This window comes from Aquipuribacter nitratireducens (assembly GCF_037860835.1).
In the GTDB taxonomy this organism is placed as follows: Bacteria; Actinomycetota; Actinomycetes; order Actinomycetales; family JBBAYJ01; genus Aquipuribacter; species Aquipuribacter nitratireducens.
The window spans coordinates 193263-212207 of sequence record NZ_JBBEOG010000004.1 but is presented as its reverse complement, the minus strand read 5'-3'; the positions used below and the strand labels follow the sequence as shown (position 1 = coordinate 212207).

Sequence of the window (18945 nt, the reverse complement as noted above, 5' to 3'; positions counted from 1 at the left end):
GGGTGTAGGACCGCTGCATGCGCGTGACGTCGCTCGGCCACTCGTGCCTGCTCGTCGAGGAGGGCGGCAGCCGGCTGCTCGTCGACCCCGGCGCCTTCTCCCCCGACGTGCCGGGCCGCCTCGCCGCTCTCCTCGACGGCGCCGCCCTCGACGCGGTCCTCGTGACCCACACCCACGCCGACCACTGCGACCCCGCGACCGTCCGCGCGCTCGCCGACGCGCACCCCGCCGCGCGCCTGCTCGCCGAGGCCGGGGCGCAGGAGACCCTCGCGGCCGAGGGCGTCACCGCGGAGACGCTGGCGGTGGCCGACCGGCTCGACCTCGGCGACCTCCACGTGACAGCCGTCGGTGGTCGGCACGCCCTCATCCACGCGGACGTGCCGCGCGTCGGCAACGTCGGTCTCGTCGTCCGCGGGGACCGCGCGACGCTGTTCCACCCGGGCGACTCCTACGAGGCGACGCCCGGCAGCGTCGACGCTCTCGCGGTGCCGCTCAACGCCCCGTGGGCCGCGGTGAAGGAGACGGTCGAGTTCGTCCGGACCGTCGAGCCGCGGGTCGTGCTCCCCGTCCACGACGCGCTGCTGCGGGAGGAGCGACGCGAGGTGTACCTCGGCCACGTCCGCCGGCTCGGCAGGGCCGCCGTCCACGACCTCGCGACCGAGGGCCCCTGGTCCGCCTGACCCGCCTGACCCGCCACGGCTCCGCTAGAGATCGGCTCCCGTGAGCCGCCGGTACACCTCCCGGTAGCCCGCCGCCGTGCGGTCGACGACGTCGTCGGGCAGCGGCGGCGGGGCCTCGCCGGAGTCCCGGTCCCAGCCCGAGGCAGGCGAGGTGAGCCAGTCGCGCACCACCTGCTTGTCGAGGCTCGGCTGCGGCCGGCCGGGCGACCACGCGTCGGCGGGCCAGTAGCGGCTGGAGTCCGGTGTCAGGACCTCGTCGCCCAGCACGAGGCGGCCGTCGCCGCCGGGCACGCGGCCCAGCTCGAGCTTCGTGTCGGCGACGATGATCCCCGCGCGCGCGGCGACCTCGACGGCGCGGGCGTACACGGCGAGGGTGATCCGCCGCAGCTCCTCAGCCGTGTCGCGGCCGACGGTCCCGACGACGTGCTCGAAGGTGACGTTCTCGTCGTGGTCGCCGAGGGCGGCCTTCGTGGCCGGGGTGAACACCGGCTCCGGCAGGCGCGAGCCCTCGGTGAGCCCTGCCGGCAGCGGCACGCCGCACACCGCGCCGCTCGCGCGGTACTCCGCGGTGCCGGAGCCGGACAGCCACCCGCGCGCGACGCACTCGACCGGGACCATGTCGAGGGCGCGGACGACGACCGCCCGCCCGGCCACGGCAGCGGGCACCGGCGCGTCGACGACGTGGTGGTCGACGAGATCGGCCAGCTGCTCGAACCACCACCGCGACAGGGCGGTGAGCACGGCGCCCTTGCCCGGCACGGGCGTCGACAGCACGTGGTCGTACGCGCTCACCCGGTCGCTGGCGACCAGGAGCAGGACGTCACCGGCCGGGTGCGGCGTCGCGGGCGCGTAGACGTCGCGGACCTTGCCGGAGAAGCGGTGCACCCAGCCGTCGAGGTCGGGCGGCGCGGGCAGGGAGGGTGCGGGCACCTGCGCGATCGTAGGGCGCTCGTAGGGTGGCCCGCGTGAGCGAGGAGACGACGCCCGACCCCGGTCCCGACACCGCGCACGACGACGCGACCGCGGGCGCAGGCACGGCACCGGAGCGGCCCAGCACGACCACCACCCTGGCCGAGGAGCCCGCCGACACCCTCGTCACCACCGAGCACACCCTCGCCACCGGCACCGGCGACCTGCGGTACCGGGCGCGCTCGGGCCGCCTCGTGCTCCGCCGGGAGACCTCCGGGGAGAAGGGGTTCGAGGGCCACACGGCGGTCGCAGAGATCGCCGTCACGAGCTACGAGGTCCTCGACGGCGGCGGCTCCCCCGACCCGGCCCGCCCCGTGACGTTCGTCTTCAACGGCGGTCCCGGCGCCTCGAGCGTGTGGCTCCACCTCGGTCTGCTCGGCCCGCGCCGGGTCGTGCTCGGCGACGCCGGCGACCTCCTGCCGCCGCCCGGCCGCCTCGCCGACAACCCGCAGACCCTGCTCGCCGTCAGCGACCTCGTGTTCATCGACCCCGTCTCGACGGGCTGGTCGCGCGTGCGGTCCGGGCGGGACGCCAAGGAGTTCCACGGCTACGGCGGCGACGTCGAGTCGGTGTCGGAGCTCATCCGGCTGTGGACCACCCGCAACGACCGGTGGCTGTCGCCGAAGCTCCTCGCGGGCGAGTCCTACGGGACCCTGCGCGCGGTCGCCGTCGCCTCCCACCTCCAGCAGCGCCACCACCTGCACGTCAACGGGATCATGCTCATCAGCATGGTCCTCGACATGGGGACCATCCGGTTCCACCCCGGCGACGACCGCGCGTACGTCGGCTTCCTCCCGACGTACGCGGCCATCGCGCACTACCACGGCGCGGCCGGGCAGGGGGTGGCGCTCGCCGACCACCTCGCCGCGGCCGCCGACTTCGCCCGCGGCGCGTACGCCGCCGCGCTCGCCGCCGGCTCCCACCTCGATGCCGAGGAGCGCGCCCGCGTCGTCGCCCGCGCCGCCGAGCTCACCGGGCTGTCGGAGGACTACCTCGACCGCGCGGGCCTGCGGGTGGAGCACCAGCGGTTCTACGCGGAGCTGCTGCGCCACGAGCGGAAGGTCGTCGGGCGCCTCGACGGCCGCTTCGTCGGGCACGAGGACGACGCCGTCCACGAGCGCCCGAGCGTCGACCCCTTTATCACCGCGACCGGCGGGCCCTACACCGCCGCGTACCTCCACTACTCCGCGACGGAGCTCGGCTACCGCAACGACCTGCCGTACAAGGTGCTGAGCGAGCTCGTCCACCCGTGGAGCTACAAGGAGTTCGAGGGTCGCGCTGTCAGCGTGACGGAGGACCTCGGGGCGCTGCTGCGGCGCAACCCCCACCTGCGCGTCCACGTCGCGTGCGGCTACTACGACGGCGCGACGCCCTTCGCGGCCGCGGAGGACACGGTCGCGCAGCTGCGGGTGCCCGCCGAGGCGCTCGAGCGGGTGGAGACCGCGTACTACGAGAGCGGGCACATGATGTACCTGCACGAGCCCTCGCGGCTGCAGCAGTGCGAGGACCTCCGGGCGTTCGTGGCCCGCGCGACCGGCTGAGCGGCGCGGGGCCTCAGACCCCGGCGGCGACGTCGAGCCGCAGCTGGCCGCCCGGCACGTGCACCCGCTCCACCGCCCGGTAGGCGGTGTCGCGGGCCGCGGCGACGTCCGCTCCGGTCCCGACGACCGTCACGACCCGCCCGCCGGCGGTCACGACGTGGCCGTCGCGGACCGCGGTGCCGGCGTGGAGGACGTGGGCGCCCGCGACGTCGTCGACGGACTCGAGCCCGAGGACGGCGTCGCCGGTGCGGGGCGACTCCGGGTAGCCGGCCGCGGCGAGGACCACCCCGACGGCCGCCGCGGCCGACTCCCGCAGCCCGCCCGCCGCACGCACGTGCTCGGCGAGCCGGCCCTGCGCGGCGGCGAGGAGCAGGTGGCCGAGCGGCGTCCCGAGCCGGGCGAGGACGACCTGCGCCTCCGGGTCGCCGAGCCGCACGTTGAACTCGACGACGCGGATGCCCTCCGCGGTGAGGGCGAGCCCGCAGTAGAGGACGCCCGTGAACGGCGTGCCCCGCCGGTCCATCTCCGCGAGCACCGGCCGGGCCACGTGCTCGACGACGTCGTCGACGACACCCTCCGGCAGCCACGGCACCGGCGAGTACGCGCCCATCCCACCCGTGTTCGGGCCCTGGCCGCCGTCGCGGAGCCGCTTGAAGTCCTGCGCGGGCGGGAGCGCGACGACGTCGCGCCCGTCGCACACGCAGAACACCGACAGCTCGGGCCCGTCGAGGTACTCCTCGACGACGACCGTCGAGTGCGGCTGCTCGAGGCACGCCCGCGCGTGGGCGAGGGCGACCTCGCGGCTGTCGGTGACGACGACGCCCTTGCCGGCGGCGAGCCCGTCGTCCTTCACCACGTGGGGGGCACCGAGCTCGTCGAGGGCGGCCTCCACCTCCGCGAGGTCCCGGCACACCCGCGGCCGGGCCGTCGCGACGCCGGCGTCGGCCATGACCTCCTTCGCGAACGCCTTGCTCGCCTCGAGCCGGGCCGCGGCGGCCGACGGCCCGAAGCACGGGATGCCCGCGGCACGGACGGCGTCGGCGACCCCGGCGACGAGCGGCGCCTCCGGTCCGACGACGACGAGGTCCGCCTGCACGCCGACGGCGAGCTCGGCGACACCGGCGACGTCGACCGGGTCGTGGTCACGGCACTCCGCGCCGGCCGCTGCCATGCCGGGGTTGCCCGGCGCCGCGACGACGTGGTCGACGCCCTCCTCGGCCAGCAGCGACCGGACGATGGCGTGCTCCCTGGCACCTGACCCGACGACGAGGACCCGCACGGTCCGCGAGGCTAGCGCCAGGAGCACCCGGCGGGTCGGTCCGCCCGGATGCCCGTATGGTCACGGGCGTGCGCGCCACCGTCATCCACGCCCCCCGTGACGTCCGCTCCGAGACCCGGCCCGACGCGGCGGTCGTCGAGCCGACCGACGCCGTGGTCCGGGTCCTCGCCGCCTGCGTGTGCGGCTCGGACCTGTGGCCCTACCGAGGCGAGAGCCCGGTGCGCGAGCCCCGGCCGATCGGGCACGAGCACGTCGGGGTGGTGGCGGAGGTGGGGCGCGACGTCCGCGCCGTCCGCCCCGGGCAGGTCGTCGTCTCGCCCTTCACCTACAGCTGCGGGCACTGCGCCCACTGCCTCGCCGGGGTCCAGACCTCGTGCGTCGTCGGGGGCGGCGTCAACGGCTGCCAGGCGGAGCTCGTGCGCGTGCCGATGGCGGACGGCACCCTCGTGGCGGTCGACGGCTACGACGCGGCCTCCCCGCCGCCCGACGACGTGCTTCGGGACCTGCTCGCCTGCAGCGACGTCATGGGGACCGGTTGGCACGCCGCACGTGCCGCGGGCGTGCGGGAGGGGTCGTCGGTCGTCGTGGTGGGCGACGGCGCGGTCGGGCTGTGCGGCGTCCTCGCGGCCCGGGAGCAGGGGGCCGGGCGCATCGTCGCGATGAGCCGTCATGCGGACCGGCAGGCGCTCGCGCGGGCCTTCGGCGCCACCGACGTCGTCGAGGAGCGCGGCGAGGCCGGCGAGCAGGCGGTGCTCGGCCTCACCGACGGCGTGGGCGCCGACGCCGTGCTGGAGTGCGTCGGCACCGGCCAGGCGATGTCGACGGCGTTCGCCGTGGCCCGGCCGGGCGCGACGGTCGGCTTCGTCGGGGTCCCGCACGGCGTCGAGGTGCCGGTCCGGCAGATGTTCGGCCGCAACGTCGGGCTCGCCGGGGGTGTCGCGTCCGTCCGCGCCTACCTGCCGACGCTGCTGCCGAAGGTCCTCGACGGTGCCCTGCGCCCCGGGGCGGTCTTCGACACCGAGCTCCCGCTCGAGCAGGCGCCGGAGGCCTACCGGCGGATGGACGCCCGGGAGTCGGTCAAGGTCCTGCTGCGGCCCTGACGCCCGCGGGCCGCGGCGCCCGCCGTCAGGCCTCGAGGAGGTCGGCCGGGTCCCGCGCCGGCTCGGGCTCCGCGCGCACGAGCACGGCCATGGCGGCGGAGGCGGCGAACAGCACCGCCATGAGACCCGTCATGGTCGTGGGCGTCACGGCGCCGAACGCGGAGGCGAGCGGGCTGATCGTGCCGCCGACGGCGAACTGCAGGACGCCGACGAGCCCGGAGGCGAGTCCGGCCCGGTGCGGCGGCTGGCCGCTCAGCACGTGGGCGGAGGCGGCCGGCATCGCGAGGCCGACGACGCCCATGGCGACGGCGAGCCCGACGACGAGCACCGGCAGGGGCAGCGTGCCGAGCACCGACACGACGGCGAGCGCGCCGATCGTCACGGCGCCGACCACGGGGGCGCCCCGCAGGACGGCGAGCAGGCCGACCCTGCCGACGAGCCAGCTCGAGATCTGGCTGCCGGTGATGAGGGCGACCGTCACGACGGCGAAGACGAACCCGTACGCGAGGCTCGAGATCCCGTACTCCTCCTGCAGGACGAACGAGGAGCCGTTGATGTAGACGAAGAGCCCGGCGAAAGCGAGCGAGGCGACGAGCGCGGGCGCGATGAAGTCGCGGTCCACGAGGAGGCGGCCGTACTCGCGGCCGAGCGAGCGGACGGGCACCGGCCGGCGCTGCTCCCTCGGCAGCGTCTCCGGCAGCAGCAGCGCCGTCACGCACGCGAGCACCACGCCGATGACGGCGAGGACGACGAACACCCCGCGCCAGCTCGTCACCTCGAGGACGAGGGAGCCGAGGAACGGGGCGACCATCGGGACGGCGCCGACGACGAGGAACAGCCGGGCGAAGGCCCGTGCGAGGTCGCGCCCCTCGGACAGGTCGCGCAGGACCGCACGCGCGGTCACCATGCCGGCGGAGACGACGAACCCCTGGAGGAAGCGGCCGACGGTCATGAGCGTGAGCGTCGGGGCGAGAGCGACGAGCAGCGACGACACCGCCCAGCCGGCGAGCCCGACGACGACGGGCAGGCGCCGACCGACCCGGTCCGCGACCGGACCGATGACGAGCTGGCCGAGGGCGAGGCCGAGGACGCACGCCGTGAGGGTGAGCTGGATCTGGGTCTCGGCGACGCCGAACTCCGCCGCGAGCGTGGGGTACGCCGGCAGGTAGAGGTCGATCGTCAGCGGCCCGGCCGCCGTGATCATGCCGAGGAGGACGAGCTCGCGGACGCCGAGGCGCGAGAAGAAGCCCGTGCGGGGGCGCGCGGGGGCGCCGGCGGGCGGGGACGAGAGGATGGTGTCGGTACGCACTGGTTAGCGACGGTAACAGTTACCGCGGCTAACGACAATTCGGGGGCCCGTCCGGCGTAATGCCGCTCCGCGGGCCTGAGGTCAGCCGCCGAGCAGGTCGTGCCGCACGACGGTCTGGTCCCGGCCCGGCCCGACCCCGATGGCGCTGATCCGCGCGCCGCTCATCTCCTCCAGCGCCTCGACGTAGCGCTGGGCGGTGACGGGCAGGTCGGCGAACTCGCGGACGTGGGAGATGTCCTCCGTCCACCCGTCGAGGTGCTCGTACACGGGCACCGCGTGGTGGAAGTCGCTCTGCGAGGCCGGCATCTCGTCGTGCCGGACGCCGTCGACGTCGTACGCGACGCACACCGGCACCGTCTCGAAGCCCGTCAGCGTGTCGAGCTTCGTGAGGACGAAGTCCGTCACGCCGTTGACCCGCGCCGCGTACCGGGCGATGACGGCGTCGTACCACCCGCAGCGACGGGGTCGGCCCGTCGTGGTCCCGAACTCGTGGCCGACGGTCCGCAGCCGCTCGCCGTCGGCGTCGAGCAGCTCCGTCGGGAACGGCCCCTCCCCGACCCGCGTCGTGTACGCCTTGACGACGGCGATGACGCGGTCGACGCGCGTGGGGCCGATGCCGCTGCCGGTGCACGCGCCGCCCGCGGTCGCGTTGGACGAGGTGACGAAGGGGTACGTGCCGTGGTCGACGTCGAGCAGCGTCGCCTGGCCGCCCTCGAAGAGCACCGTCCTCCCGGCGTCGAGCGCGCGGGACAGCTCGAGCGCGGTGTCGGCGACGTAGGGGCGCAGGCGGTCGGCGTGGGACAGCAGCTGGTCGGCGATCTCGTCGACCCCGAACGCGCGGCGGTTGTAGACCTTGAGCAGCAGGTGGTTCTTCTGGTCGAGGGCGCCGGCGATCTTCTGCCGGAGGATCTTCTCGTCGAAGAGGTCCTGGACGCGGATGCCGACCCGGTTGATCTTGTCGGCGTACGCCGGGCCGATGCCCCGGCCCGTCGTGCCGATGCGGCGCGTGCCGAGGAACCGCTCCGTCACCTTGTCGAGCGTGCGGTGGTACGTCGTGATGACGTGGGCGTTGCTCGACACGAGCAGCCGCGAGCAGTCGACGCCGCGGGCCTCGAGGCCGTCGATCTCCTCGAAGAGCACCTCCGGGTCGACGACGACGCCGTTCGCGATGACCGGCACGACGCCGGGGCTGAGGATTCCCGACGGCAGCAGGTGGAGGGCGTACTTCTCCTCACCGACGACGACGGTGTGGCCGGCGTTGTTGCCGCCGTTGAACTTGACGACGTGGTCGACGCGCGAGCCGAGCGCGTCGGTCGCCTTGCCCTTGCCCTCGTCGCCCCACTGGGCGCCGATGAGGACGACTCCGGGCATGCCGCGGCTCCCCTCTCGTGGCCGCCCGTCGCGGCCCGGCGCGACCGGCCTTCGGCGGCGCCGCCCCGAGGGTAGTGCAGCGGGTCAGACGGCCTGCTCGACGCGACCGCCCAGCCGGGCGGCCAGCTCGCGGCCGAGGCGGTGCCCCGACAGCCACGCCGCCTCCACCCGGGACCGCTCGCCCCAGCCGTCGCCGCACACCCCGACCGTGCCGGTCGTGTCGAGGACGAAGTCGGGCGCGGGCCGGGGGCGGGTGGGGCTCGCGAGCGACCAGCGGTGCGCGCGGGCCCACTCGGGCTCCGGGACGGGCTGGTGACGGCCCAGCACCTCCCCGAGCGCGGCGAGGACGGGGGTCACTGCCTCGGCGGGGTCGTCGAGGTGGCGGGCGGCGAACACGCCGGTGGTGTGGGCGACGAGGACGGGCGCGTCGTCACCGCGGCGCCTGCCGTCGTCGGCGACCCACTCGACGACGGGAGAGTCCGAGACGAACACGCCGTCCAGCTCGGGCCACCAGCGCCCGGACCAGCCGGCGAGGACGGCGACGGTCGGCCGCCACGCCCACGCCTCCGACCCGAGCAGCTCGTCGCCGAGCGCCGGGTCGACGAGGTCGCGCACCTGCGGGTCGGGCATCGCGAGCACCGCGGCCCGGTAGCGCTGCCCGTCGACGCGGACCCCGTCGCCGTCGCGGACGACCTCCACCGCGTCGTACGGGTGGACGACGTCGAGGCCGTCGGCGAGGTCCTCCACGAGGGAGCGCAGCCCGCCGCCGGCCGCCCACCGCACGGGACCGACCTTCGTGCCGACGAGGCGCGTGCCGTCGGAGAGGTGGAAGGTGTCGGTCCACGGTCGCGCGAGCCCGCGCCGCTCCCAGTCGTCGGCGACCTCCCGGAACTCGTCGTCGCGGACGGTGAAGTACGACGCGCCGAGGTCGACGACGTGGCGGCCCTGGACGCTGTCGACGGTCCGGGCGCCCATCCGGCCGGAGATCCGGTGCCCCCGGTCGAGGAGCCGGACGGGCACGCCCGCACGGTGCAGCTGCCGGGCGCACTCGACGCCGGCGATGCCCGCACCGACGACGACGACCGTGCCGGAGGTGTCGAGGAGGGTCACCGGGTCAGTGTCGGGTGCGTCGCGCCGGGCGGCACCCGGAGCGGCGCCTTCCGGAGCGGGGGTCGCGCACGTCACACTGGGCGCGCGCCGGGTTGCTGCGAGGTGGCCGGCGGGTGGTCCCGAAGGGGTCCGGGACCGCCGGGGGCCGCGACGCCGACGGCGCGCGGCCCCTCAGCCCCCGATACGCTCAGGCGATCGAGGGGTCGCCGTCGCGCAGCAGGTCACCGAGCCGCTCGACCTCCGCGGTCTCCCCGACGTGCGCCGCCGCGCCGGCGAGCGCCCGCACGCTGCGCAGGTAGCCGCGGTTGGGCGCGTGCTCCCACGGCACGGGGCCACGGCCCTTCCACCCCGCACGACGCAGCGCGTCGAGCCCCCGGTGGTAGCCGGTGCGGGCGTAGGCGTACGCCGCGACCGCGTGGGCGAGCCGGGCGGCGTCGTCGCCGGCCGCGCGGGCGTCGTCGGCGCCCGCGAGGGCCTGCTCGGCGAGCACGGCCCACGGCAGGCTGGAGGCGGGCTGCGCGGCGGCGACGGAGGCTGCGGGCTCACCGGCCCCCAGGGCCGCCTCGGCCGGCTCCGACAGCTCCGCGGGCAGGTACGTGGGGGCGGGTCCGCCGAGCAGGTCGGCGCCGGGCTGGTGGGGCGTGGTCACGGGGAGGCCTCCGGGCCGGTCTGGGACGTGGTGTGGGTGGTGGACGAGAAGCCGGTCCGGGCGCCCGTCGCGTCGTGGTGGGCAGCCTCGGTGGCGAGGTGCGCCCACACGAGCTTGCCGGTGCGCGTCGGCGACCAGCCCCAGCGGGCGACCTCCCCGACGACGTGCAGGCCGTGGCCGCCCTCGCCGAGCGGGCGGGCCGGCACGAGCCGCGGCGGCTCCGGGTTGCCGTCCTCGACCTCGACGCGCAGTCCGGTGCCCGTCTCGAAGAGGCGGAGCTGGACGACCCCCCACCCGTGGAGCACCGCGTTGGCGACGAGCTCGGAGACGACGACCTCCGCCACCTGCGCCCGCGGCACCCCCCACACCGCGCACGCGCGCAGGGTCGCGTGCCGCGCCTTGCCGACGCTGCTGGGGTCGCTCGGCAGCTGCCAGCGCCGCTGCCGCGGGGCGGCGCTGCGCGGCGACGGCAGCTCCGTGACGTCGACGGGCACGCGGAGCACGACGACGGCGGTGTCGTCCTCCGGGGAGTCCCCGAGCTCGGCGAGCAGCCGCTCCCCGACCGCGGCCGCGTCCCGGGCGGTCGTCCGCCGCAGGACGTCCTCCAGCAGCCGCAGCCCGTCGGGCATCGGCCGGGAGCGGCGCTCGATGAGCCCGTCGGTGTAGGCGACGACGACGTCGCCCGGGTGCAGCCGCGTGGCGCCGGACTGCCGCGGGCCGTCGACGAGGCCGATGAGGGTGCCGACCGCGTCGGACAGCGCCCGCACGGTGTACCCCGCCGCCCCGTCGCCCGCCGTCCCGGTCGGTCGGCACAGCAGCGGCGGCAGGTGCCCCGCGGAGGACCACGAGAGGTCCCACTCCCCGTCGTCGCGCCGGTGCAGGCTCATGAGGACGACGCTCGCCATGCGGGCGATGCCCATGCCGCTCGCGAGGTGGTCGACGCGCATGAGGACGCTGCCGGGGTCCTCGAGCTCGTAGGCGTAGGAGCGCACGACCGAGCGGAGCTGGCCCATCGTCGCGGCGGCCTCGACGTCGTGCCCGACGACGTCCCCCACGACGACGCCGGCGATGTCGTCGGCGATCGGCAGGACGTCGAACCAGTCGCCGCCGACCTGGGCGTGGTCGACGTTCGGCATGTAGTGCGCCCACACGTCGAGGCCGGGGATGCTCGAGCGCTCGGGCAGCATCGAGCGCTGGAGGGTCTCGGCGAGCGCGTGCTCGCGGGCGTACAGGCGGGCGTTCTCCAGGGCGAGCCCGGTGCGCCGGGCGGCGACGCGGATGAGCTTGCGCTGGTCCTCGTCGGCGGTCAGCGCGGCCTCGAGCTCGTCGTCGGCCCCGCCGCCGAGCCCGACCAGCAGCACCGCGATGACGTTCCCGCGGCCCACCAGCGGCAGCGCGACGTACAGCCCCTCGGCCCGGCCCGCGACCGTCGCGGCGAACCAGCCCGTCACGGTGCCCGTGCCGTACGGCCGCGACAGGTCGACGACGGCCTCGTCGGCGCCGCCGTCGAGGACCGCGCGCAGGGGGTCCTCCTCCGGGTCCTCGTCACGAGGCGGACCGACGCGCCGCTGCACCCCGACGAGCTCGGGCAGCCCGGGCCCGGAGGCCGCGACGACCTCGACCGAGCGGTCGAGCTGGACGACGGCCGCCCAGGGGGCGATGGTCTCGGTGAGCACCCGCGCGAGCCGCGTCATCGACGCCGCGGCGTCGAGCTCGATGACGGCGTCGCTCACGCGGTCGAGCAGCACGAGCCCGGCGCGGGCGCGCTTCTCCGCGGCGAGGGCCCGCTCGCGCTGCTCCTGCACGAGGACGCGCTCGGTGACGTCGGCCTGCACCCCGACGAAGTTGACGAGCCGGCCCTCGGCGTCGAGGACGGGGCTGATCGACACCTGGTTCCAGAAGGCGGTGCCGTCCTTGCGGTAGTTGAGGAGCGTCTCGACGATCGGCTCGCCCGCGCGCAGCGCCTCGCGGATGCGGTTGACGGCGGCGCGGTCGGTGTCCGGGCCCTGGAGGAAGCGGCAGTTGAGCCCCAGGACGTCGTCGACGCCGTAGCCCGTCGTCCGCGTGAACGCGGGGTTGACCCACACGAGGGGGTTGTCCGGCTTCGACGGGTCGGAGATCGTGAAGGACAGGTCGGTGGCGATGACGGCGCGGTCCCGCAGCGCCGCCGCCTGGACGCGGGCCTCCTCCGCGGCCCGCCCGGCGGCGTCGGCGGCCTCCTGCGCAGCCGGGCCGAGGTCGGGTCGGGAGGACGCCGTCAGCCGCATGAAGACGACGAGCGCGCGGCCACCGAGGTCGGCTCCCAGGGGGAAGCCCGTCACCCACAGCGGGCCGACGACGTCGTCGACGACGCCGCCCGCCTCGGCGCTCTGGCGCTCCTGCTCGTCCCCCGCCGCGTCGGAGGCACGACCGGGTTCACGTCGGATGAGCTCCCCGGCGACGGGCTCGCCGCGCGCGACGCGCGAGAGGGGGCCGTCGGTGCCCGCGAGGTCCTCGCCCTCGGGGTCGACGAGCCCCGCGAGCCGGCCCCACTCGTCGACCCCGACGGGCAGGGCGTGGTTGCCGGCCATGGCGACGGCCTTGAGGTTGGCGTACTCGACCCGGCTCGTCGCGAGGTCGACGACGAGCACCGCGGCGTCGGCCTCGTGCATGACGCGCGGCAGGTTGCTCAACGGCACGCCGGCTCCTCGTCTCTTCCCCCCGGGGCTGGGGGCCCCGGCATCCTCGCGGTCTTGCTAGCGTGCCCGCAACGCGCGCAGCGGTCGCGACACCGCACCAGGGAGCAGGATGACACCGGATGACCAGACGGGTCAGCCGACCGGGCAACCGGGCGGTCGCCCCGCGTCGGACCCCCGAGCGGGCGACGCCTACCCCGTGCGTCCGGTCGACCCCGGCTCCGTGCACGTGCTCTTCGAGCCCGGCACGACCCGGGTCGTCCTCACGGGCGAGATCGACGCCGAGCTGGGACCGGACCTCCTCGAGGCCGCGGAGGACGCGCTCTCGACGTCGCGGCCCATCGAGGTCGACAGCCACCTCGTGACGTTCATGGACTCCACGGGCGTCGCGTTCCTCGCACGGCTCGCCTCCCGCGCGCCGCGTCGGGTGGTGCTCATCGACCCGCCCGACGTCGTGCAGTTCCTCATCGACACCACGCGGATCTCGTCGCTGCTCGACGTCGTCCGCAGCGGCGACCCCGGTGGTGCGGACCGCGCCGGGAGCGGCGGCCGGGGCGAGGAGCAGGAGGCGGGCGGCGACGCCTGAGCGCCGCCACCCGCCACCCGGCGCCCCGGTCAGGCGCTGAGGCTCGTCCCCGCGCTGCGGAGCGCCTCGCACGCCTCGACCACGCGGGCCGCGAGCCCGGCCTCGGCCGACTTCCCCCACGCGCGCGGGTCGTACATCTTCTTGTTGCCGACCTCGCCGTCGATCTTGAGCACGCCGTCGTAGTTGCGGAACATGTGCTCGACGACCGGGCGCGTGAACGCGTACTGGGTGTCGGTGTCGATGTTCATCTTCACGCAGCCGTGGTCGACGGCCTCGCTGATCTCCTCCGGCAGCGAGCCGGACCCGCCGTGGAACACGAGCAGGGCGGGCTTGCTGCCCTCGGCGGCGCCGACGTGCGCGGCGATGGCGTCCTGCGCCTGGCGGAGGATCTCCGGGCGGAGCCTGACGTTGCCCGGCTTGTAGACGCCGTGGACGTTGCCGAACGTGAGGGCGGCCATGTAGACGCCCTTCTCGCCGGTGCCGAGCGCGTCCACCATGGCGATGGCGTCCTCGGTCGTCGTGTAGAGCTTGTCGTTGATCTCGTTGGCGACGCCGTCCTCCTCGCCGCCGACGACACCGACCTCGATCTCGAGGACGACCTTCGCCTCGGCGCAGTGCCCGAGGAGCTCCTCCGCGATCCGGAGGTTCTCGTCGAGGGGGACCGCGGAGCCGTCCCACATGTGCGACTGGAAGAGCGGGCCCATGCCGTTGCGGACCCGGTCCTTGCTCGCCTCGAGGAGCGGGCGGACGAAGCCGTCGAGCTTGTCCTCGGGGCAGTGGTCGGTGTGGAGGGCGATCTGGACGTCGTACGCACGGGCGACCTCGTGGGCGTACTGCGCGAGGGCGGTGGCGCCCGTGACCATGTTCTTGACGGTGGGACCGGACAGGTACTCCGCGCCGCCCGTCGACACCTGGACGATCCCGTCGGACCCGGCCTCGGCGAAGCCGCGGATCGCGGCGTTGAGGGTCTGCGACGACGTGACGTTGATGGCGGGGTAGGCGAAGGAGCCGTCCTTCGCGCGGTTGAGCATCTCGGCGTAGGTCTCGGGGGTGGCGATGGGCATCGCGTGCCTCCTCAGGGCTCGGGGGTGCCTCGTCGTGGCCTGTGGCCCAGGTCACGCTCGGGCCCGATCCTTCCACGCACGGCGCCCGGTTCCTCGCCGGTGTCCCGACGGCCGGGCGGGCGGGCGCCGCCCAGGACGACCCCACGCCAGGTGGTTGGATGCCGGGCATGCGCGTGGCCGACAGACTCGCCGGGAAGCGGATCCTCCTCACCGGCGTGACGGGGTTCGTCGGCGAGGCCCTCCTCCACAAGCTGCTCGTCGCGGTGCCCGGCTGCACGGTCGTCGCGATGGTGCGCCCGAAGTCCGGCCAGCCCGCGGAGGACCGCGTCGCGAAGCTCCTCGCGAAGCCGATCTTCGCCGACCTCGACGACGCCGCGAGGGCGCGCGTCGAGACGCTGTCCGGCGACCTCTACGACGTCCCGCCGCTGCCGACGGACCTCGACGTCGTCGTCCACTGCGCGGGCGACGTCAGCTTCGACCCCCCGATCCAGTCGGCCTTCCAGACGAACGTCGTCGGGGTCAAGGGGCTCGTCGACCGGGTCGTCGAGGCCGCCCGGCGCGACGACGGCACGTACCGCCCGCTCCACTACGTCCACGTCTCCACCGCCTACGTCGGCGGGCGCCGCCGCGGTCCCGTCATGGAGGCGTCCGTCGAGCACACCGTCGACTGGCGCAGCGAGCGCGAGGCCGCCGAGCGGGTCGCCGCGCGCATCGAGGACACCTCCCGCACCCCTGCCGTGCTGTCGAGGCTCCTCGCGCGCGCCGAGAAGGACCACGACCGCGCGGGGCCGCTCGCCGTGGCCGCCGACGCCGAGCGCCGCCGCACCGAGTGGGTGCTCGAGCAGCAGAAGGCCGCCGGCGGCGAGCGCGCCCGCACCCTCGGCTGGACCGACGTCTACACGTTCACCAAGGCGCTCGGCGAGCGCGTCGTCGAGGAGGTCGCCGCCCCCGTCCTCCCGACGACGGTCTACCGCCCGAGCATCATCGAGTCCGCCCTCACCACGCCCCACCCGGGCTGGATCGAGGGGTTCAAGATGGCGGACCCGATCATCCTCGCGTACGGCCGCGGGGAGCTGCCGGAGCTGCCGGCGGCGCCGGACTCGGTGATGGACATCGTCCCCATCGACCTCGTCGTCAACTCCATCGTCGTCGTGGCGGCGACGCCGCCGCCGGTCGGCGCGCCGGCGTACTTCCACCTCGCCTCGGGTGCGCGGAACCCGCTGACGTTCCGGCAGCTGTACTCCTACGTCCGGGAGTACTTCGCCCGGCACCCCTTCGACATGGACGCCCGCGGCGCCGTGCGGCTCGCCGAGTGGCGGTTCCCCGGCGCGAGGATCGTCGAGCGGGCGCTCGCGACGGGCGAGCGCGCGTACTCGGTGGCGGAGGGCGCGCTGTCGCTCGCCCCGCGCAGCGACCGCGTGCGGGGATGGGCGCGCTCCCTCGACACACAGAAGCGGCGCCTCGACTTCCTCCGCAAGTACATGGACCTCTACCGCGCCTACGTGCAGGTCGAGCTCTACTTCGTCGACGACCGCATGCTCGCCCTCCACGAGGCCCTCGACGACGCCGACAAGGCCGAGCTCGGCTTCGACACCGCCGTCGTCGACTGGGAGCACTACCTCGTCGACGTCCACTGCCCTGCGGTGACGAAGGCCGTCCGCGACTACGACGTCATCCGCAAGCGGCGCAACAAGCAGGGCGGGCCGACCGCCCGGGTCGTCACGCCGCGGGACCCGGCGGAGCCGCTCGATCCGGCGGCACCGCCGGTGCTCGCGGTCTTCGACATGGACGGCACCCTGCTGTCGTCCAACATCATCGAGACGTACCTGTGGGTGCGCCTGCCGGAGCTGTCGGCGCGCGGCCGCGCGAAGGAGCTCGCCGCGGTCGCGGCGAGGCTGCCGCTGTACCTGCGCGCCGAGCGCCGCGACCGCGGGGCGCTCATCCGCAGCGCCTACCGCCGGTACGCGGGCGCCGACCTGCGGCTGCTCGAGGAGATGGTCGACGAGACCCTCACCCCGCACGTCCTCGAGCGCGTGAGCGGCGCGGCGATCCGACGCGTCCGGGAGCACCGCGCCGCCGGGCACCGGACGGTCCTCATCACCGGCGCGGTCACGCCCATCACCCGACCGCTCGCACCGCTGTTCGACGAGATCGTGTCCGCCGAGCTCGACGTCGACTCCCGCGGCCGCTGCACGGGGTTCCTCACGCGCCCGCCGCTGGTCGGAGAGGCGCGGGCGGCGTGGCTGCGCCGCTACGCCGGCCTGGTCGGAGCCGACCTGTCGCAGGCGTACGGCTACGCCGACAGCCACTCCGACCTGCCGATGCTCCAGGCGGTCGGGAAGCCGACCGCCGTGAGCCCGGACGTCACGCTGTTCCGGGAGGCCCGCAGGGCCCGATGGCCGATCGAGGAGTGGCGGACGGCCGGTCGCACGGCCCGCCTCTCGCTGCCGTCGGTCGACACGTCGCAGGCCCACCTGCCGGGCTGACAGGTGGACCCACGCCCGTCCCGGTGCCGGAGGGCCGGTCAGAACCGGGGGTCGAACCCTGCCGCCTCGCACGCCTCGCGCGGGCGGTGGACGACGATGGCCCGCTCGCTCACGACGCGGAAGTCGACGGACACCCCCCAGACGCCGAACCCGATCATCCCCGTCGTGCAGTCGAGGGTCGTGTCGACGACGCGTCCCGGGTCGAGGAAGCCGGTCGGGGTGACGGCGCCCGCGGCCCAGTCGATCGGCTCGCCGGTCCACCCCTCGTAGGGCGGCTCGTAGCCGCCGCGGGTCCGGTCGAAGCCGGCCGCGTCGACCGCCGCACCGACGACCGTCAGGACGAGGAGGACCGCGCCGACGCCGGCGAGGACGCGCACGCCCCAGCGACCGGCGGTGCGCAGGGCGCCCCTCACGCCGTCACCGCCACAGGGGCGTGGCCGCTCTCCGCGGCCGGTGGCCCGACCCGGCGCGCGACGAGCAGCGCACCGAGCGCGAGGACCCACAGGTACCAGGCCGTGTAGACGTTGAGCGCCCAGAACTCGAGCGTGGCCGCCTCGAACGCGGTCGCGACGGGGACGAGGACCGCCCACAGGGCGGCGATCGGGACGCCGAGGGCGCCGAACCACCGCGGCAGGCCGGCGGCCCGGAGCACGATGAGCGACAGCCCGACGGCCCACACGCCCTGGAACAGCCACCCGAGGTGCTCCCCGAGCGCGCCGCCCGCGTAGGTGTTGACGAGGTCGTAGGTGGCGGCGGTCGCCGCGCGCTCGCTCTCCGACAGCGACGGGTCGCTCCACCGGTCGGCGAGACCGGGGACGGTGATGGGCCAGCGCACCCAGCCGAGCGTCTGCGCGAACGCACCGAGCACCCCGAACGCGGTCACGACCTTCGCGGCGGTCTCGCCGCGGGTGAGCGCGTCCTGCACGCCGATGGCGGCGGGGACGAGAACGACGCTGGAGAGGAGGAACACGTAGAAGCCCGCGCGCACCCACTGCTCGGCGCCGACGAAGTCGTCGAGGGCGCTCGTGCCGGGTTCGTCGAGGACCGCCGGCCAGCCGAACTGCGTGCCGAGGATCGCGTAGCCGACGAGCGCGAGGACCCCCGAGGCGAGGAGGAACCCACCGGTCGCGGGGAGCCGGCGCATCAGGCGGCCCGCCCCGGGCGCTGGGCGCGGGCGTCGGCGACGACCCGGGCGAGGACGTCCTCCCACGGCTCCGGCTCGAGGCCGAAGCAGGCGCGGGCGGCGGAGTCGTCGAGGACGAACGGGGCACTGAACTGGTAGACGGTGCCGGCGAGCTCCCGCACGAACGGCACCACCACCCCGAGGGTCCGCACGGCGCGGGGGCCGAGGACGGAGACGCGCGGCGCGCGGACCCCGGCGACGCGCGCGAGGTCGGCGAGCGCCTCCCGCTGGGTCCGGGGCGGGTTGCTCGGGACGTGCCACACCCGGCCGTGGGCGTCGGGGTCGGCAGCCGCTGCGACGAGGAGCCGGGCGACGTCACGTGTGCTCGTCCACGTGTGGGGCTGGTCGGCGGAGCCCATGACGGTCGCGCGCCTGCCCGCGAGGACGGCGCCGGCGTTGCGCGCGAGGTGCGACTGGTCGCCGGCGTCGGCGAAGTCGCTCGCGCGGACCTCGACCGCGCGGACCCTGCCGGCGGTGTGCGCGGCGAGGGCGTCGGCCCACATCCGGGCCCGGACGGCGCCCTTCGCGTCGTGCGGGCGCTCGGGGGTGTCCTCGCTGATCGGACCGTCGACGACGCCGTATGCGTAGAGGTTGCTGACCGTCGCGAGGACGGCGTCGTGCGCCTGTGCGGCTGCGAGCAGGGAGTCCGCGACAGGCGGCCAGTCGGTCGTCCACCGCTCGTACGGCGGGTTCACGCAGTTGTAGATCACGGCGGCACCGGCGCTCACCTCGCGGAAGCGTTCGGCGTCGGAGGCGTCGGCGCGGACGCGGGCGACGCGGGGGTGCTCCGGCCCGGAGCCGGAGCGGGTGACGACGCGGACGTCGTGCCCGGCGTCGGCGAGGAGCAGCGCGACGGCGGTACCGACGGGGCCGGCGCCGACGACGACGTGGCGGACGGTCATGACAGGTCCTCTCGATGAGAGAGAGCGGTGCTCTCCGCTGA

Annotated in this window: 16 protein-coding genes; 5 read left to right on the top strand and 11 right to left on the bottom strand. The window is 75.5% G+C overall.

The window, feature by feature from the left end; genetic code table 11:
• Positions 1-17: 17 nt before the first annotated feature.
• Positions 18-680 (top strand): MBL fold metallo-hydrolase, encoded by a 663-nt coding sequence (locus tag WAB14_RS09650; protein WP_340269370.1) that lies wholly within the window; start codon positions 18-20, stop codon positions 678-680.
• Between the two features lie 24 nt (positions 681-704).
• Here the strand turns inward: WAB14_RS09650 and WAB14_RS09645 are convergent, their stop codons facing one another.
• Positions 705-1610 (bottom strand): phosphoribosylaminoimidazolesuccinocarboxamide synthase, encoded by a 906-nt coding sequence (locus WAB14_RS09645; protein WP_340269369.1) that lies wholly within the window; start codon positions 1608-1610, stop codon positions 705-707.
• A gap of 35 nt (positions 1611-1645) precedes the next feature.
• Between WAB14_RS09645 and WAB14_RS09640 the strand changes: the two genes are divergently transcribed.
• A complete protein-coding gene (locus WAB14_RS09640) occupies positions 1646-3190 on the top strand; it encodes a S10 family peptidase (RefSeq protein WP_340269368.1) in 1545 nt (514 codons plus the stop codon).
• A 13-nt stretch (positions 3191-3203) separates the two neighbouring features.
• Here the strand turns inward: WAB14_RS09640 and purD are convergent, their stop codons facing one another.
• Entirely contained in the window at positions 3204-4469 is a 1266-nt protein-coding gene (purD, locus tag WAB14_RS09635; protein ID WP_340269367.1) for a phosphoribosylamine--glycine ligase, read from the bottom strand.
• A gap of 68 nt (positions 4470-4537) precedes the next feature.
• Here purD and WAB14_RS09630 point away from each other — a divergent pair, with 68 nt between their 5' ends.
• Positions 4538-5569: a zinc-binding dehydrogenase gene (locus tag WAB14_RS09630; RefSeq protein WP_340269366.1), complete on the top strand. Its 1032-nt coding sequence runs from the start codon at positions 4538-4540 to the stop codon at positions 5567-5569.
• A 25-nt stretch (positions 5570-5594) separates the two neighbouring features.
• Here the strand turns inward: WAB14_RS09630 and WAB14_RS09625 are convergent, their stop codons facing one another.
• The 5 genes from WAB14_RS09625 to WAB14_RS09605 form a co-directional block, all read right to left on the bottom strand.
• Positions 5595-6878, bottom strand: coding sequence for a multidrug effflux MFS transporter (locus tag WAB14_RS09625; RefSeq protein ID WP_340269365.1), 1284 nt, complete (start codon positions 6876-6878; stop codon positions 5595-5597).
• Positions 6879-6959: 81 nt separating this feature from the next.
• Positions 6960-8249: an adenylosuccinate synthase gene (locus WAB14_RS09620; RefSeq protein ID WP_340269364.1), complete on the bottom strand. Its 1290-nt coding sequence runs from the start codon at positions 8247-8249 to the stop codon at positions 6960-6962.
• An 84-nt stretch (positions 8250-8333) separates the two neighbouring features.
• Positions 8334-9434: an NAD(P)/FAD-dependent oxidoreductase gene (locus WAB14_RS09615; RefSeq protein WP_340269363.1), complete on the bottom strand. Its 1101-nt coding sequence runs from the start codon at positions 9432-9434 to the stop codon at positions 8334-8336.
• Positions 9435-9546: 112 nt separating this feature from the next.
• A complete protein-coding gene (locus tag WAB14_RS09610; protein WP_340269362.1) occupies positions 9547-10008 on the bottom strand; it encodes a DUF3151 family protein in 462 nt (153 codons plus the stop codon).
• On the bottom strand, positions 10005-12686 hold the full coding sequence (locus WAB14_RS09605) for a SpoIIE family protein phosphatase (protein WP_340269361.1): 2682 nt from the start codon (positions 12684-12686) through the stop codon (positions 10005-10007). The genes WAB14_RS09610 and WAB14_RS09605 overlap by 4 nt, the downstream gene beginning before the upstream one ends.
• A 196-nt stretch (positions 12687-12882) precedes the next feature.
• Between WAB14_RS09605 and WAB14_RS09600 the strand changes: the two genes are divergently transcribed.
• A complete protein-coding gene (locus WAB14_RS09600; RefSeq protein ID WP_340269360.1) occupies positions 12883-13269 on the top strand; it encodes an STAS domain-containing protein in 387 nt (128 codons plus the stop codon).
• Between the two features lie 29 nt (positions 13270-13298).
• Here the strand turns inward: WAB14_RS09600 and fbaA are convergent, their stop codons facing one another.
• Positions 13299-14333 carry a class II fructose-bisphosphate aldolase gene (gene fbaA / locus WAB14_RS09595; RefSeq protein WP_340269359.1) on the bottom strand — a complete coding sequence of 345 codons (1035 nt, stop codon included), beginning with the start codon at positions 14331-14333 and terminating at the stop codon, positions 13299-13301.
• Positions 14334-14374: 41 nt separating this feature from the next.
• On the opposite strand from fbaA, the gene WAB14_RS09590 reads away from it, so the two are divergent.
• Entirely contained in the window at positions 14375-16819 is a 2445-nt protein-coding gene (locus tag WAB14_RS09590) for an HAD-IB family hydrolase (RefSeq protein ID WP_340269358.1), read from the top strand.
• A gap of 38 nt (positions 16820-16857) precedes the next feature.
• On the opposite strand, the gene WAB14_RS09585 is transcribed toward WAB14_RS09590, so the two are convergent.
• The 3 genes from WAB14_RS09585 to WAB14_RS09575 are packed head-to-tail and all read right to left on the bottom strand — an operon-like array spanning position 16858 to position 18904.
• On the bottom strand, positions 16858-17232 hold the full coding sequence (locus tag WAB14_RS09585; protein WP_340269357.1) for a hypothetical protein: 375 nt from the start codon (positions 17230-17232) through the stop codon (positions 16858-16860).
• The gene (locus tag WAB14_RS09580; RefSeq protein ID WP_340269356.1) at positions 17229-17963 is read right to left on the bottom strand and encodes a DUF4386 domain-containing protein; all 735 of its coding nucleotides are present in this window, start codon (positions 17961-17963) and stop codon (positions 17229-17231) included. Before WAB14_RS09580 ends, WAB14_RS09585 begins: the two co-directional genes overlap by 4 nt.
• The gene (locus WAB14_RS09575) at positions 17963-18904 is read right to left on the bottom strand and encodes an NAD-dependent epimerase/dehydratase family protein (RefSeq protein ID WP_340269355.1); all 942 of its coding nucleotides are present in this window, start codon (positions 18902-18904) and stop codon (positions 17963-17965) included. Before WAB14_RS09575 ends, WAB14_RS09580 begins: the two co-directional genes overlap by 1 nt.
• Between the last annotated feature and the right edge of the window lie 41 nt (positions 18905-18945).